Source organism: Stagnihabitans sp. (assembly GCF_964946895.1).
The window spans coordinates 88,221-102,285 of sequence record NZ_CBBQHX010000008.1; the positions used below are offsets into that span (position 1 = coordinate 88,221).

14 protein-coding genes are annotated in these 14,065 nt (G+C 62.9%); 7 read left to right on the forward strand and 7 right to left on the reverse strand.

What is annotated here, in order from left to right; all coding sequences use genetic code 11:
* The first annotated feature begins 81 nt into the window (after positions 1 to 81).
* Entirely contained in the window at positions 82 to 1,911 is a 1,830-nt protein-coding gene (locus AC1Y2B_RS07360; protein ID WP_482252423.1) for a M3 family oligoendopeptidase, read from the forward strand.
* 14 nt (positions 1,912 to 1,925) lie between these two features.
* Here AC1Y2B_RS07360 and AC1Y2B_RS07365 read toward each other — a convergent pair whose 3' ends face one another.
* The 7 genes from AC1Y2B_RS07365 to AC1Y2B_RS07395 form a co-directional block, all read right to left on the reverse strand.
* On the reverse strand, positions 1,926 to 2,327 hold the full coding sequence (locus tag AC1Y2B_RS07365) for a baeRF12 domain-containing protein (protein WP_482252424.1): 402 nt from the start codon (positions 2,325 to 2,327) through the stop codon (positions 1,926 to 1,928).
* A 77-nt stretch (positions 2,328 to 2,404) separates the two neighbouring features.
* On the reverse strand, positions 2,405 to 2,671 hold the full coding sequence (locus tag AC1Y2B_RS07370) for a DUF4389 domain-containing protein (protein ID WP_482252425.1): 267 nt from the start codon (positions 2,669 to 2,671) through the stop codon (positions 2,405 to 2,407).
* Between the two features lie 75 nt (positions 2,672 to 2,746).
* Positions 2,747 to 3,739: a Gfo/Idh/MocA family protein gene (locus AC1Y2B_RS07375; protein WP_482252426.1), complete on the reverse strand. Its 993-nt coding sequence runs from the start codon at positions 3,737 to 3,739 to the stop codon at positions 2,747 to 2,749.
* Positions 3,740 to 3,805: 66 nt separating this feature from the next.
* Complete coding sequence (gene pssA / locus AC1Y2B_RS07380) at positions 3,806 to 4,582, reverse strand: CDP-diacylglycerol--serine O-phosphatidyltransferase (protein ID WP_482252427.1); 777 nt, start codon at positions 4,580 to 4,582, stop codon at positions 3,806 to 3,808.
* 1 nt (position 4,583) lies between these two features.
* Positions 4,584 to 5,276 carry a phosphatidylserine decarboxylase gene (locus AC1Y2B_RS07385; RefSeq protein WP_482252428.1) on the reverse strand — a complete coding sequence of 231 codons (693 nt, stop codon included), beginning with the start codon at positions 5,274 to 5,276 and terminating at the stop codon, positions 4,584 to 4,586.
* A 104-nt stretch (positions 5,277 to 5,380) separates the two neighbouring features.
* The gene (gene rpoH, locus AC1Y2B_RS07390) at positions 5,381 to 6,277 is read right to left on the reverse strand and encodes an RNA polymerase sigma factor RpoH (RefSeq protein WP_482252429.1); all 897 of its coding nucleotides are present in this window, start codon (positions 6,275 to 6,277) and stop codon (positions 5,381 to 5,383) included.
* Positions 6,278 to 6,495: 218 nt separating this feature from the next.
* On the reverse strand, positions 6,496 to 7,551 hold the full coding sequence (locus tag AC1Y2B_RS07395; RefSeq protein ID WP_482252430.1) for an RluA family pseudouridine synthase: 1,056 nt from the start codon (positions 7,549 to 7,551) through the stop codon (positions 6,496 to 6,498).
* Here AC1Y2B_RS07395 and AC1Y2B_RS07400 point away from each other — a divergent pair.
* From AC1Y2B_RS07400 to AC1Y2B_RS07425, 6 genes are all read left to right on the forward strand, one after another.
* Positions 7,550 to 7,864 carry a DUF6476 family protein gene (locus tag AC1Y2B_RS07400; protein WP_482252431.1) on the forward strand — a complete coding sequence of 105 codons (315 nt, stop codon included), beginning with the start codon at positions 7,550 to 7,552 and terminating at the stop codon, positions 7,862 to 7,864. The two genes, AC1Y2B_RS07395 and AC1Y2B_RS07400, sit on opposite strands and share 2 nt — an antisense overlap.
* Positions 7,865 to 7,917: 53 nt before the next feature.
* Complete coding sequence (locus AC1Y2B_RS07405) at positions 7,918 to 9,657, forward strand: ATP-binding response regulator (protein WP_482252432.1); 1,740 nt, start codon at positions 7,918 to 7,920, stop codon at positions 9,655 to 9,657.
* Positions 9,658 to 9,775: 118 nt separating this feature from the next.
* The gene (locus AC1Y2B_RS07410; RefSeq protein WP_482252433.1) at positions 9,776 to 11,206 is read left to right on the forward strand and encodes an amidase; all 1,431 of its coding nucleotides are present in this window, start codon (positions 9,776 to 9,778) and stop codon (positions 11,204 to 11,206) included.
* 68 nt (positions 11,207 to 11,274) lie between these two features.
* Entirely contained in the window at positions 11,275 to 12,339 is a 1,065-nt protein-coding gene (locus AC1Y2B_RS07415) for an ABC transporter ATP-binding protein (RefSeq protein WP_482252434.1), read from the forward strand.
* Positions 12,340 to 13,251, forward strand: a complete 912-nt coding sequence (locus AC1Y2B_RS07420) for an ABC transporter permease (protein WP_482252435.1) — start codon at positions 12,340 to 12,342, stop codon at positions 13,249 to 13,251. It begins immediately after the preceding gene.
* Positions 13,241 to 14,044 carry an ABC transporter permease gene (locus AC1Y2B_RS07425; RefSeq protein ID WP_482252436.1) on the forward strand — a complete coding sequence of 268 codons (804 nt, stop codon included), beginning with the start codon at positions 13,241 to 13,243 and terminating at the stop codon, positions 14,042 to 14,044. Before AC1Y2B_RS07420 ends, AC1Y2B_RS07425 begins: the two co-directional genes overlap by 11 nt.
* The last annotated feature ends 21 nt before the right edge of the window (positions 14,045 to 14,065 follow it).

The following is a 14,065-nucleotide window of genomic DNA, read 5'->3' on the forward strand; positions in this document are numbered from 1 at the left end:
CCCCGGCGGCCTGCCCCACGAAACCCCGTTTCCATTCCTGCCCCGCCCCCCTACATAAGACCAAAGCCAAACGAGGTCCTCATGCTCACCAAATTCCGTCCCGTCCTTGACGCCAACCCCACCGGTTCCGCAGACAACTTCGGCAACCTGCCCGACTGGGACCTGACCGATCTTTACCCCAGCCCCGACAGCCCGGAATTCGCGCGCGACATGTCGTGGCTGAAGCAATCCTGCGCCGGTTTCGCTGCGACCTATCAGGGCAAACTTGCCACCCTTTCCGCCGATGCGCTGCTCGATTGCGTGCAAAGCTATGAGCGGATCGAAACCACCGGCGGGCGGGTCATGTCCTACGCGGGCCTGCGCTACTACCAGAACACGCTCGACAGCGACCGTGCCAAATTCATGGCCGACGCCGAAGGCCAGATCACCGACTTCACCTCCTCGTTGGTGTTCTTCAGCCTTGAGTTCAACCGTCTGGAGGATGAGCATCTGGCAGGCTTGCTGGCGCAGAACCCTGCCCTTGCCCGCTACAAACCCGTTTTCGACCGCATGCGCGCCATGCGCCCGCACCAGTTGTCGGACGAAATGGAACAATTCCTGCACGACACCTCTGTCGTTGGCGCCTCGGCATGGAACAAGCTGTTTGACGAGACGATGGCCGGCCTGATGTTCAAGGTCGAGGGCGAGCCGGAAGAGTTGTCGCTGGAAGCCACCCTGAACTTCCTGACCGACACCGATCGGTCCAAGCGCGAGGCTGCGGCGCATGCCTTGGCCGAGGTCTTTGAAAAGAATGTCAAACTCTTCGCCCGGGTCCACAATACGCTCGCCAAGGAAAAGGAAATCCATGACCGCTGGCGCAAGATGCCCAGCCCGCAAGCCGGTCGCCACCTTGCCAACCACGTCGAACCCGAAGTGGTCGAGGCCCTGCGCAATGCCGTTGTCGCGGCCTACCCCAAGCTGTCGCACCGCTATTACAAGCTGAAGGCCAAATGGATGGGTCTGGACAAGCTGCAAGTCTGGGACCGCAACGCGCCCCTGCCGATTGAAACCCCGCGCCTCGTGGGCTGGGACGAAGCGGTGGAAACCGTGCAATCCGCCTATGCCGCCTTCGACCCCCGCATGTCCCAGATTGCCGCCCCCTTCTTCACCAAGGGCTGGATCGACGCAGGCGTAAAACCGGGCAAAGCACCGGGCGCCTTCGCGCACCCGACCGTCACCACCGTTCACCCCTATGTCATGTTGAACTACCTGGGCAAACCGCGCGATGTGATGACGCTCGCGCATGAACTGGGCCACGGTGTCCACCAGGTTCTGGCGGCTGGCCAGGGCGAACTCCTGTCCTCAACCCCTCTGACGCTGGCCGAAACCGCAAGCGTGTTCGGCGAAATGCTGACCTTCCGCAAGCTTCTGGACAACGCCAAGACCCCGGCCGAACGCAAGACCCTGCTGGCCGGCAAGGTCGAGGACATGATCAACACGGTGGTCCGCCAGATCGCCTTCTACGACTTCGAATGCAAACTGCACGCCGCCCGCGCGGACGGAGAACTGACGCCCGACGACATCAACGCGCTGTGGATGTCTGTCCAAGCGCAATCGCTCGGCCCGGTGTTCGAGTTCATGGACGGGTATGAAACCTTCTGGTCCTACATCCCCCACTTCATCCACTCGCCCTTCTACGTCTACGCCTACGCCTTCGGTGACGGACTGGTGAATGCGCTGTACGCCACCTATGCCGAAGGGCTGCCGGGCTTTGAGGACAAGTATTTCGACATGCTGAAGGCGGGCGGCAGCAAGCACCACAAAGAGTTGTTGGCCCCCTTCGGACTCGACGCCAGCGACCCCAAGTTCTGGGATCGCGGGCTGTCGATGATTGCAGGCTTCATTGACGAGTTGGAGGCGATGGAGGGCTAGGCGCCCTCCACCCCTTACGCTTCGGTCACTTCCTTGAAGTGCGCGGCAAGTTCATGCACCGGGATTTTCAGCAGATCCTTGTGCAGTTCTGCTGCCACATGGGCATGCAGGGATTTGGGCAGGGCGGCGCGCAAATGGCCCAGAGTCTTGGGGCTTGCCGCGATGATGATCCGGTCATAGGTGCCCTTGGCCCAGACTTTCTGCAAAGTCTCGATGGCGGACTTGGCAAGCTGGTTGCGCTCCTGCTCCAGCTTGCCTTCGGGACCGTTGCTGTCCGTAACCGCAACACCGTGGCCATGGCCAGAACCCTCATCCGTGCCGGCCAGCGAAATCTCTGCCAGATCAAGGTCATGGGTATGGACCAGCCGATAACCTTCGTCCGAGGCGATCAGGTAAAGGGACTGCAACTTTTTCATCGTGTTCTCCATCTTCGATGTGGCCATTATCGCAGACTTGAAAGCCTGTGCTTTGATCTGCAGCAACGCGCGGGCGTTCAGTCCAGCGGTGCCCAAGGCCAAGGCTTGGCCGCACTCGCCGCAGTCTGATAGCGCGTCGCCTTGCCCAGCCACAGGCCAAGACGCTTGCCGAAGGCGGCAATCTCGGGGTTTGGCACAGCGGTGGTCACCGCCATCACGATCAACTGAACCACGGCCAGAACGTTGAGCAGGGTTTGCGCCAGGCTCATCATAATGCCGATCAGGATCATCCACAGAAGCCGCAACCAAAGCGACTCGCCAGCGGCAGGGATAGGGTCGGGCATGTCATCCTCCAAGGTTGAACATGCCTGACATATGGGAAGCATGGGCCGCACTTACATGGGTGCTGCCCGGCCCTTTTACAGCGAAACCGGGCTTTCCATCTGGAACACGCGGTCGATCATGGCTTGAGTGCCGCGCACAAATTCCAGCGGGCAGGGATAGGGCACGCCCTCACGGACCGAGCGGCTGAACGCCTCGACCTGCAGCTTGTACTGGTTCACGCCCGGGAAGCGTTCGATGGTGACCTTGTTGCCGGGTTGATGCAGCTCCAGTTGCGCCTGATCATGCACCGCGGCGTTGAAGGGCGCGTTTGCCACGCGGATCATGCCCTTGTCACCCTGGAACACAACTTCCTGACGGTTGAACAACCGCATCGAGGTCATGGCCGAATAGGTGAAGCGACCCAACGGCCCGCCCATCACCGACGTCACCTGCGCCCAGACATCGACGCCATTTTCGCGCCGGATCTTGGACTGCAGTTCCACCGGTTCCGCCCCGGTGACAAAGCGCACCGAACCATAGGTGTAAACGCCAATATCCCGGATGCCACCGCCGCCCGCATCGGCGCGGTTGCGGATATTGGTCAGGTCAGAGCGGTTGTCATAGGAAAATGCCGCGTCAACATGGGTGACCTTGCCAATGGCGCCCTCTTCCACCAACTGTTTGGCGCGCTGCCATTGCGGGTGGAAAACGATCATATAGGCCTCGGCAGCCAGTTTCTTGGCCGCATCGCGGGCGTGGATGATCTGATCGACCTCCCTCGCGTGCATGGCGATCGGTTTTTCAGTCAGCACATGCTTGCCCGCCGCGAGCGCCTTCAGCGTCCAGATGACATGCAGGTGGTTGGGCAACGGAATGTAGACCGCCTCCACCTCGGGGTCGGCCAGCAGCGCGTCATAGGTGTCATGCACCTTCAGACCGGGGCAGAACTCCACAAAAGGCGCTGCCTTTTCGGTTGAATGCGTGGCCAACGCGTAAAGCTGCGATCCTTTGGCCGCGTGGATCGCTGGAGCCATGTGCTCTCGCGCAAACTTAGCTGCGCCAAGGACGCCCCATTTCACTGCCGCCATCGCCGTCTCCCCCAAAATGTCACGCAACGCTAGAAAGAACCCGCGCGGGCGGCAAGGGCCATTTGATCAAAGACCGCGCAAACCCTTGCGGCTCTTGCGAAAGAGCCACACGGATTTCAGCACGATGGCCACATAGCCCAGATCGATGGCCACCATCGTCTCCCACGGGAAGGTCAGCAAGGCCGCGACCAGCGCCACGAATCCCACGATGACGAAACGGACATTCTCGGAATAGACGGTCACCGATTTGAACGAGGGCGTCGGGATCCGGCTGATCATCAGCCCACCGATCAGCACCATCCAGACTGCCAGCACAGAGGCCGGAATATGCGGTGCATCAGGCAGCATGAACGAGAAATACAGTGGCAGCATCGCCAGCATCGCCCCGGCGGGCGAGGGCACGCCGGTGAAGTTGCTGGTCGGCTTTTCGCTTGGGTTCTCGGCGGCTTTTTCCATCAGCATCCGGTTGCCGATGTTGAACCGCGCCAACCGCAGCAGGCAGCAGGTGGCGTAGACCAGCGTGGCGATCCAGCCGCCGCTTTGCACGCCATGCAGGCCCCACAGATACATGATCAACCCCGGCGCCACACCGAAATTGACGAAATCGACCAGCGAGTCGAGTTCCGCGCCAATCTCGCTTTCGCTGCGCAGCAGCCGCGCCACCCGGCCGTCCAACCCATCCAGCACCGCCGCCAGCAGAATCATCCCGACCGCCGCGGTAAACAACCCCTCCACGGCGAAACGGATGCCGGTCAGGCCGGAACACATCGCAGAAATCGTCATCAGATTGGGCAGAAGCTGGACCAGATGCAGTTCTGATCCGCCGCGCGGGCTTTCGGACATGTCACTCCCTCCGGGCAAGGCGGGCGGCGGATTGCGAGGACAGGTCGGCAATAATGCTTTCGCCGGCGATCATCGTCTGCCCCAGCGCCACCATCGGCGCCACACCGGGCGGCAAGTAGACATCCAACCGCGAGCCAAAGCGGATCAGGCCGAAGCGGTCGCCCGCCCGAAGCTGCGCGCCGGGCTTGGTGAAACACACGATCCGCCGCGCCACCAGACCTGCAATCTGTACCACGGCGACCCGCGTGCCATCCACCATCGAGATCAGCACCGCATTGCGCTCGTTGTCTTCCGACGCCTTGTCGAGGGAGGCGTTGACGAAGGTGCCGGGCCGGTAAGCCACCGCCTCGATCTTGCCACCGACGGGCATCCGGTTCACATGGCAATTGAACACCGACATGAAGACCGACACCCGCGTCAAGGGCTGCGGCCCCATGCCCAGCTCCACCGGCGGCACCGCCGGTTCGATCAACGAGATCACACCGTCAGCCGGGCTCAGCACCAGATTTTCGGTCAGGGGAACCGAACGCTTGGGGTCACGGAAGAAGTAATAGCACCAGACGGTCAGGCCAACGCCGATCCAGCCAAAGGGCACCCAGATCCAGAACAGAATGGCCGTGATGACCGCGAAGATCCCGACGAAGCGGTAACCTTCCGGGTGCATCGGCTTTATGAAGGTTTCCAGCATGGTCATGGGTCCGCTCCTCACATGGCGCTTGGTCATGGTGTCAGGGCGGGTGATACGCGGGGGCGGTCAGGGTTGCAACCGTGACCGCCCTTCGGCATGGGCGCGTCGGCTCAAGCCGGCACAACCATGCCTTTTCCGCGGGCAAGGTCACGCATGCGCTCTTGCAGCTTTTCAAAGGCGCGCACTTCGATCTGGCGGATCCGCTCGCGGCTGACCTTGTAGCTTTCCGACAGTTCTTCCAGCGTGATCGGCGTCTCGGCCAGGCGGCGCTTGGTCAGCACGTCGCGTTCCCGTTCGTTCAGCGCGTCCATCGCCTGGGTCAGCAGGGCAAGACGCGTATCGAACTCGTTCTTTTCGGCATAGTCGCCGGCCTGATCGCTGTCTTCATCCTCCAGCCAGTCCTGCCACTGCGTCGTGCCTTCGCCATCGGAGCCGACGGTCGCGTTAAGCGAGGCATCGCCACCCGACAGACGCCGGTTCATCGCCGTCACTTCCGCTTCGGACACCGAAAGCTCCTTGGCGATCTGTGCGAGGTTTTCGGGCCGCAGATCACCCTCTTCCAGCGCGCCAACCTTGGCCTTGGCCTTGCGCAGGTTGAAGAACAGCTTCTTTTGCGCCGAGGTGGTGCCCAGCTTCACCAAGGACCATGACCGCAGGATATATTCCTGAATCGAGGCGCGGATCCACCACATCGCATAGGTCGCAAGCCGGAAGCCGCGCTCGGGGTCAAACCGCTTGACCGCCTGCATCAGGCCGACATTGGCCTCTGAAATCACCTCAGCCTGCGGCAAACCATAGCCGCGATAGCCCATGGCGATCTTGGCGGCCAACCTCAGGTGCGAGGTTACCATCTTGTGCGCGGCCTGGGTGTCCTGATGGTCGACCCAACGCTTGGCCAGCATGTATTCTTCCTCAGGTTCCAGCAGCGGGAACTTGCGGATTTCCTGCATATACCGGTTCAGCCCCTGTTCCGGGCTTGGTGCCGGCAGATTTGCATAGGTGCTCATATTCGACGCCCCCTGTGACGATCCGGTGCGACTGCGCCCCCGGACATGGCTACATCAAGTAGGAACCCAACCACGTTGGTTCAAGCCCCGCCCTAACCTGCATGTGCCCGACCGTGTCGCAGCCTAATCCTGCAGGCATTAACGCAGCGTGAACCGCTTTCCGTCGTCCTTCCAGCACCTTCTCTGCGCATTTTCGCGCGGCAAGGGTGCGCCAGCCGTCAACTGGCGCTGCGCAGGGCCGCGACGAGCCCGGCGAAATCCTCGGGCAGGGGCGAGGCGAAGGACAACCGCTCGCCCGTCACCGGATGGTCAAAGCCCAGGGTGGCGGCGTGCAGGGCCTGCCGGGGGAAGCTGTTGGCCAGATCCGCTGCGGTTTCGAAGGTCTTGGGCGCCAGCTTGCGGGTGCCGCCATAGGTCGGATCCCCGATCAGCCCGTGTCCGGCATAGGACATGTGGACCCGGATCTGATGGGTCCGCCCGGTTTCCAGCCAGCATTCCACCAAAGCGGCACCGCCCCGGTAGTCCTCCATCACCCGCACCCGCGTCACGGCATGGCGGCCCACGCCATCCCAGACCACGGCCTGACGCTGGCGGTCGGTCCGATGTCGGGCCAGTTCGGTGGCGATGCGGATGATGCCGCCCGCCTCTACCGTGATGCCGCGCAAGCCGCGCAGACGTGGATCGCCGGCTTGTGGGACGCCATGCACCACGGCCATGTAACGGCGATCAACCGAGTGTTCCTCGAACTGCTTGGCCAGCCCGTGATGGGCACGGTCAGACTTTGCCACGACCAGAAGGCCCGTCGTGTCCTTGTCGATGCGGTGGACGATGCCGGGCCGCCGCTCGCCACCGATGCCCGACAGAGTATCGCCGCAATGATGCAGCAGGGCGTTGACCAAGGTGCCGCGCGGGCTGCCGGGCGCAGGATGCACCACCATACCCGCCGGCTTGTCGATCACGATCAGGTCGCCATCTTCCCAGATCACCGACAACGGGATGTCTTCGGCCAGGGTCTCGACGTCCTCTGGCGGATCCAGCTGGATACGGTACACCTCGCCCTCGACCACCTTCGCCTTGCCGTCGCGCACCGCAACACCATCGCGCATCACCGCGCCTTCGTCGATCATCCGCGCCAGACGGCTGCGCGACAGGGCGGCCCCCTCTGGCACAAGGACAGCCAGCGCCTTATCAAGGCGGACAGGCGCGCCGAACGGGATGGAGATGAAGATCGCATCATCCTCCGGCAGGTCGTCAGACGTATAAGAGGGGACCATGGCCGAAACTCCCGAGGATGATGCGACGCTGCCGCCGTCGTTGCGCTGGCTGAAGTGGCTGGTCATGACATTGACGCTCAGCCTGATCGGTGGCGTCTTAACCGTGGTTTGGTTGCTTGTCACCCGCCTCCCGATGCCCGGGGCGCATCCGACTGCCCCGGCCCACCTGCAGATGCCTGCCGGGGCCACGGCAGCGGCCGTCACCATGGGCACCGGCTGGGTCGCCGTCGTCACCACCGACAACCGCATCTTGATCTTCGGACCAGATGGTCAATTCTGGCAGGAAATTGCCGTCAAACCACCTGCCAAGTGACTCGCTCTTTAGAGTTGCCCCTTTTCTGATCGAATGCCTCTATCGTATCGGACATGCCGCTTCCGTCGTCGCCCACCCTGCCCGCCTCCTTGCAGCGTTTTGCCAGACGGCAATCGCCCGAAGAAGTGGCGCGGCAGTTTGCGGTGGCAAACGGCATGGAGATCGACCGCAGGGTTCTGGCCTTCGTGGCTTTCCTGACCTCGGCCGTCTTCCTGCCGCTATGGCTCTGCGCCGTGTTGTTCGGTCTGGACATGGCGGCGGAACTGTCGGGTTTCAGGCTTTTGAAGCGGCTTGATCCGCCCCGCCAGCCCGATCGCTATTTCGGCATGCTGGCCTGCTACACGCTATCGCAAGCGGCCTATTGTCTGGTGCCGGTCCTGTGCTGGCAGCTGGAGGATCCGCTGGCGAAGTCCTACGCGGTCGGCACCACATTGGTTTCGCTGATTCATATCGCCACGGTGCGGACCGTGCATCTGCCCCTCGGGCTGACGGGGGCGACGGTGATAACCCTCGCTGCGGCCTTGGGCAACGGCTGGTATTGGCTGCACGCCGGCAACCCGGCGGGGTTCGTGATCTCCACCGCATGCATCGCGGCTGCGGCTTACTTCGCGCTGATCACCATGCTGTCGGTCCACCATCTGCACGACGAAACCCTGCGCGAAAGCCGGGCCGCACGGGCGGCGGATCAAGCCAAGTCGCGGTTTCTGGCACAGATGAGCCACGAATTGCGCACCCCTCTGAACGCCATTCTGGGCATGGGCAATGCAGAACTGACGCTGGCCTCCTCACCAGACAGTCGCGAACGGCTGGCCATTCTGGTGCAATCGGCGCGGGTGCTGGCAGTGATGGTGGACGACATTCTTGACCTTTCGGCCGCGCAGGCCGGTCAGTTGCCGATCCGGCCCAAACCGCTGGACCTGAGGGCGGAAATCGCCTCCACCGTCGCCATGTTCCGCCAGCAGGTTGAGGATGCCGGGCTGATCTTGCGTTTCACCGTTCATGCTGGCGTCCCGCACTTCGCCCGGCTGGATGGCCAACGGCTGCGCCAGTGCCTGTCCAACATCCTGTCCAACGCGGTGAAATATACGCAAGTCGGGCTGATCTCGGTCTATGTGTATGAACATCAGCCCGGAATTCTGGCCATCAAGGTGGCAGACAGCGGTCCCGGCGTGCCCGAAGACCTGCGCGAAAAGATCTTCGAGCCGTTTCATCGCGGCCAGCTCAATGTCCCCGGCACCGGATTGGGCATGTCCATCGCCCGCACATTGGCGCGCCGCATGGGGGGCGATCTGGTCCTGCTGCCCTCCGTCAGCGGGGCGCAATTCCTGCTGACCCTGGCGACCGAGCCCGCGCTGGCCACGGACCTGCCCGCTCCGGAGCGATTGGGCGATGGCAGTCTGGCCGGCGTGCGCGTGCTGGTGGTCGATGACATTTCCACCAACCGGCTGGTGGCGGGCACCTACCTGCGCCTCTTGGGCGCGCAGCCCATCGAGGCTGACAGCGGTGCGGCCGCTTTGGCAGAAATCACCGGGCCCACACCGCCCGATCTGGTGTTGCTGGATCTTCTGATGCCGGACATGGACGGTTTCGAAACGCTGCGGCAGATCCGGGCGCTGGAAGGTCCGGCGTCGCACCTGCCGGTCGTCGTCATGTCCGCCGATCCCGCCGCCCAATCCACAGGCGATGGCGCGGGTCCGTGCTTTGACGGCTATGTCGACAAACCGTTGAACGTCGAAGGACTCAGCAAGGTTCTGTTGCCACTTGCCCGGCATTGCGCGGGTTCCGCAGGGTGAACCCCTGCCCCGCGCTGAAAGGCCTGATTGCGACATGGTCTGGCCGCAAGCGGCTGGGACGCACGCGGTTTCACAGCCCACCATCGCGGGAAATGTACGGCAAGCACGGGGACCTTTCATGATCGATTTTCTGGCAGAGGACGCCACCGCCCTCGCCGCCCGGGTGGCCAGCGGCCAAGTCACCCCCGCCGAATTGCTGGACGCGGCCCTGGCCAAGGTGGACGCCGTCAACCCAGCCCTGAATGCCGTCGTGCTGGTGCAGGAAGACGCCGCCCGCCGCGCCATCGCCGCCGGCTTGCCGCAAGGGCCGTTCCGCGGTCTGCCCTTCCTTCTGAAGGATCTGGGCTGCGAGGCGGTGGATTTCCCCTCGCACAATGGCTCGCGCCTGTTTGCCAACACGGTCTACAAGGGCAACAGTGCCATCTACGACCGAATTCAGGCCACCGGCGTCGTCACCTTCGGCCGCACCACGTCGCCCGAGGGAGGCATTGGTGCTGCGACGGAAAGCGCGGTGTACGGCGGTCCGACGCGCAACCCTTGGAACCTTGACCACACCTCGGGCGGGTCATCGGGCGGCGCCGGGGCGGCCGTGGCGGCGGGGATCGTGCCGTTTGCGCATGGCTCGGACGGCGGCGGCTCGGTGCGGATCCCGGCGGCCTCCTGCGGACTGTTCGGCTTCAAACCCACCCGGGCACGCCTGCCAGATGGGCCATTTGCGGGCGAGGGCTGGGCAGGCATGTCGATTGACGGCTTCCTGACCCGCTCTGTCCGTGACACCGCCCGGATGCTGGACGCCTGCTCTGGCCCCGACCTTGGCGCGCCCTATGTGGCCCCGCCGCTTCATAAAAGTCACGCCGATGCCATCAGCCGTCCGCCCCGCCGCCTGCGGGTGGCGATCTGTGACACCACCTTCACCGGCCAGCCGATCCACCCGCAGGTGGCCGAGGCTGTCCGCGCCACCGGTCGCCTGCTGGAAGCGCTGGGTCACCATGTCTTGCCCGCCCTGCCATCCGCCGACGTGCCCATGATGATGCGGGCCTGGACGGATATCGTCGCCGTGGGCACGGCCTTGTCGATCCGTGGTGGGTTACACGGCCGCGCCCTGACCGATGATCTGGTGGAAGGCGTCGGCCGCGGCGCCGTGGCCCATGCCGAAACCCTGTCGCCCCTGCGCTATCTTGAGGCGGTTGGTGAAATTCACGCCTTTGGCCGCCAGATGGCTGCCGCTTTTTCAGACTATGACATCCTTTTGTCCGCCACCCTCGCAGAGCCTGCCGCCAAAGTCGGCCGCTTTGCCCACACGACGACGGATTATCTTGACTACCGCATTGGTCCGAAAGGAATTTTCGCCTATTCCCCCTTCTGTGCAGTCTTCAACGCCTCGGGCCAGCCCGCCGCATCGGTTCCTTTGGGCCAATCCAGCGACGGCCTGCCGATCGGCATCCACCTTGCAGCGCCCTTTGGCAGCGATGAAGAATTAATCGCTTTGTGCGCCGAACTGGAGCTGGCGCAACCTTGGGCTGCGCGCCGCCCACCGCTTGTGGCATAACGTCAAGGAATCATTTGCAAGCGTCGCTTTCCCCCGCGCAATATGATCAAAACAATAGGGAGTGAGCGGTGACCCAAACCATCGCCGTTGAAGCTAAGAATGTCGTCAAGGCCTTCGGTCATGCCGACACCGCCGTCCGTGCCTTGGATGATGTCTCGGTCCAGATCCGCAAAGGGGAGTTCTTCACTCTGCTGGGCCCCTCCGGCTGCGGCAAGACCACGCTGTTGCGCCTGATCGCCGGGTTCGAGATGCCTTCGGGCGGCACGATCCTGCTGGAAGGTGCGGACATCACCACCTTGCCGCCCAACAAGCGCCCGGTGAACACGGTGTTCCAAAGCTATGCCCTGTTTCCGCATCTGACGGTGGCACAGAACGTCGGCTTCGGTCTGGAAATGCTGGGCCGTCCCAAGGCCGAGGTGCAGGCCACCACGGCCCGCATGCTGGCCTTGGTCAAGCTGGAGGCGCTGGCCAACCGCAAGACCAGTCAGCTTTCGGGCGGTCAGCAACAGCGCGTGGCGCTCGCCCGGGCCTTGGCACCCTCGCCGAAAGTGCTGCTGCTGGACGAACCCCTGTCGGCCCTCGACCTCAAGCTGCGCAAGGAAATGCAGATCGAACTCAAGCGCTTGCAGCTTGAAACCGGCATCACCTTCATCTTCGTCACCCATGATCAGGAAGAAGCCCTGACCATGTCTGACCGCATTGGCGTGATGAGTGCCGGCAAATTGCAGCAGGTCGGCAGCCCGAAGGAAATCTACAACCACCCGGTCAACCGCTTCGTGGCCTCTTTCATCGGCGAGACGAACTTCTTGCCCGCCACCCGTGACGGCGACCTCTACCGTCTGGACTGCGGCATCAAGATCACCGCACCTGCGTCAAACGCAGCCCGCGTCACCCTGACGGTGCGCCCCGAACAGGTCCGCCTCGTGGCCGAAACCGAGGCCGACGCCCTGCCTGCCAAGATCACCAACCTTGTCTATTTCGGCACCGACACCCATTGCCATGTCTCCTTGCCCGATGGCACCGAGGTTGTCGCCCGCCTGCAAAGCCCGGTCACCGGCGATGCAGGTCTTGCCATCGGCCAATCGGTGGGTCTGCGCTTCGTGCCGGAAGCCATTCAAGTTCTGGAGGACTGAATGAGCCCCGCCGAACAAGCGCAAGTGACCCAATCCGCCCGCAACGGCTGGCTTCTCTCCGCCCCCGCGCTGGTGGTGCTGACCTTGGCAGCCGTGGGTCCGCTGATCATCGTCGTGATCTATTCCTTCATGCTGCCCGGCCAATATGGCAACGTCGAGGCCGGGTTTTCGTTGGACGCGTGGCAGGGCATCCTGTTCACCAAGGACATCTTCGACGGCTCGCTGGCTTGGGCTGATGCCAACCTGACGATCTTCTGGCGCTCGGTGAAGCTGTCGACACTGACCACGATCTTCACCTTCATAGTGGGGTTTCCCACCGCCTGGTTCATCGCCACCCGCGCGCCGAAATCCCGTGCCATGTGGCTGTTCCTGATTACCATTCCATTCTGGACCAACCTGTTGATCCGCACCTTCGCCATCAACGAGATCATCCGCAACGAAGGCCTGCTGAACAACGCCATGATGAAACTCGGCCTCATCTCGAAACCGATCGAGATGATCTACACCGACTTCGCTGTCTTCATCGGCATGACCTATGTCTACCTGCCCCTGATGGTGCTGCCCCTCTTCGCCTCGCTTGACCGTTTCGACATGCGCCTGCTGGAGGCGGCCTACGACCTTTACGCAAGCCCCTTGCAGGTCTTGCGCCGGGTGATCCTGCCCATCGTGAAACCGGGGATCATCGCAGGCTCCATTCTGGTGTTCGTCCCCTCGCTGGGCGCCTATGTCACGCCGCGCATTCTGGGCGGCGGCAAGAACATGATGATCGGCAACTTCATCGAGTTGCAGTTCGGTCAGGGCCGCAACTGGCCGCTGGGCGCCTCGCTGTCGGTCACGCTTCTGATCATCGTGACCGGTGCCCTGCTGGTCTATGTCCGCTATGCCAACCGGGAGACGACCCATGGCCAATAAGGGCTTCGCCATCTCGCGCCTGCCCGGCTTCAACGGCGTGGCGATCGGCGTTTTCGTGGCGCTTTACCTGCCGATCCTGATGCTGGTGATCTATTCCTTCAACGCCGGCAAATCCGTCGCCCAGTGGGAGGGGTTCTCCCTGCAATGGTACGCCGTCGCCTGGGACAATGCCGAGGTCAAGGACGCCACGATCCGGTCCTTGTATCTGGCCCTGGCTGCGGCGGTGATCTCGACCTTTCTGGCAACGCTGGCGGCTTTGGGCACGACGCGGCGCAAGGCTTTCAAGGGCCAGACCTTCATCTACGTCATGATCAACCAGCCGCTGATGGTGCCGGAAATCGTCTCGGCGGTGGCTCTGCTGATCTTCTTTGCGATGATCCGGCAACTGACCGATTATCAGGGCATGGGCTATCTGATCGCGGCCCACGCGGCGTTCTGCATCCCCTTCGCCTACCTGCCGATCCGCGCCCGGCTGGAGGGCATGGATCTGACCCTCGAAACCGCCGCCTCTGATCTTTACGCGTCGAACTGGCAAACCTTCCGCTTTGTCACCCTGCCCTTGCTGCTGCCGGGGATCTTTGCGGGCATGATGCTGGCCTTCGTGACCTCGCTTGATGACGTGGTCATCACGGTCTTCATCAAATCGGCGGGACAGGACACCTTGCCCACCTATATGCTGGGCCAGATCCGCCGGCAGGTCACCGCCGAGATCAATGCGATTTCCACTGTTCTCTTGGCGCTGACCGTGGCGCTTCTGACCCTCTTCTTCTTGCTGACTCGCAAGAGCGACTGACAATAACAACACCAACCGGGA

What these genes read in the sequence shown, in the direction of transcription:
- AC1Y2B_RS07425 (WP_482252436.1), top strand. Translation starts at nt 13,241, where the DNA reads ATGGCCAATAAGGGCTTCGCCATCTCGCGCCTGCCCGGCTTCAACGGC.
- rpoH (WP_482252429.1), bottom strand. Translation starts at nt 6,277, where the DNA reads ATGAGCACCTATGCAAATCTGCCGGCACCAAGCCCGGAACAGGGGCTG.
- AC1Y2B_RS07405 (WP_482252432.1), top strand. Translation starts at nt 7,918, where the DNA reads ATGCCGCTTCCGTCGTCGCCCACCCTGCCCGCCTCCTTGCAGCGTTTT.
- pssA (WP_482252427.1), bottom strand. Translation starts at nt 4,582, where the DNA reads ATGTCCGAAAGCCCGCGCGGCGGATCAGAACTGCATCTGGTCCAGCTT.
- AC1Y2B_RS07410 (WP_482252433.1), top strand. Translation starts at nt 9,776, where the DNA reads ATGATCGATTTTCTGGCAGAGGACGCCACCGCCCTCGCCGCCCGGGTG.
- AC1Y2B_RS07395 (WP_482252430.1), bottom strand. Translation starts at nt 7,551, where the DNA reads ATGGTCCCCTCTTATACGTCTGACGACCTGCCGGAGGATGATGCGATC.
- AC1Y2B_RS07400 (WP_482252431.1), top strand. Translation starts at nt 7,550, where the DNA reads ATGGCCGAAACTCCCGAGGATGATGCGACGCTGCCGCCGTCGTTGCGC.
- AC1Y2B_RS07370 (WP_482252425.1), bottom strand. Translation starts at nt 2,671, where the DNA reads ATGCCCGACCCTATCCCTGCCGCTGGCGAGTCGCTTTGGTTGCGGCTT.
- AC1Y2B_RS07360 (WP_482252423.1), top strand. Translation starts at nt 82, where the DNA reads ATGCTCACCAAATTCCGTCCCGTCCTTGACGCCAACCCCACCGGTTCC.
- AC1Y2B_RS07375 (WP_482252426.1), bottom strand. Translation starts at nt 3,739, where the DNA reads ATGGCGGCAGTGAAATGGGGCGTCCTTGGCGCAGCTAAGTTTGCGCGA.
- AC1Y2B_RS07365 (WP_482252424.1), bottom strand. Translation starts at nt 2,327, where the DNA reads ATGAAAAAGTTGCAGTCCCTTTACCTGATCGCCTCGGACGAAGGTTAT.
- AC1Y2B_RS07420 (WP_482252435.1), top strand. Translation starts at nt 12,340, where the DNA reads ATGAGCCCCGCCGAACAAGCGCAAGTGACCCAATCCGCCCGCAACGGC.
- AC1Y2B_RS07385 (WP_482252428.1), bottom strand. Translation starts at nt 5,276, where the DNA reads ATGACCATGCTGGAAACCTTCATAAAGCCGATGCACCCGGAAGGTTAC.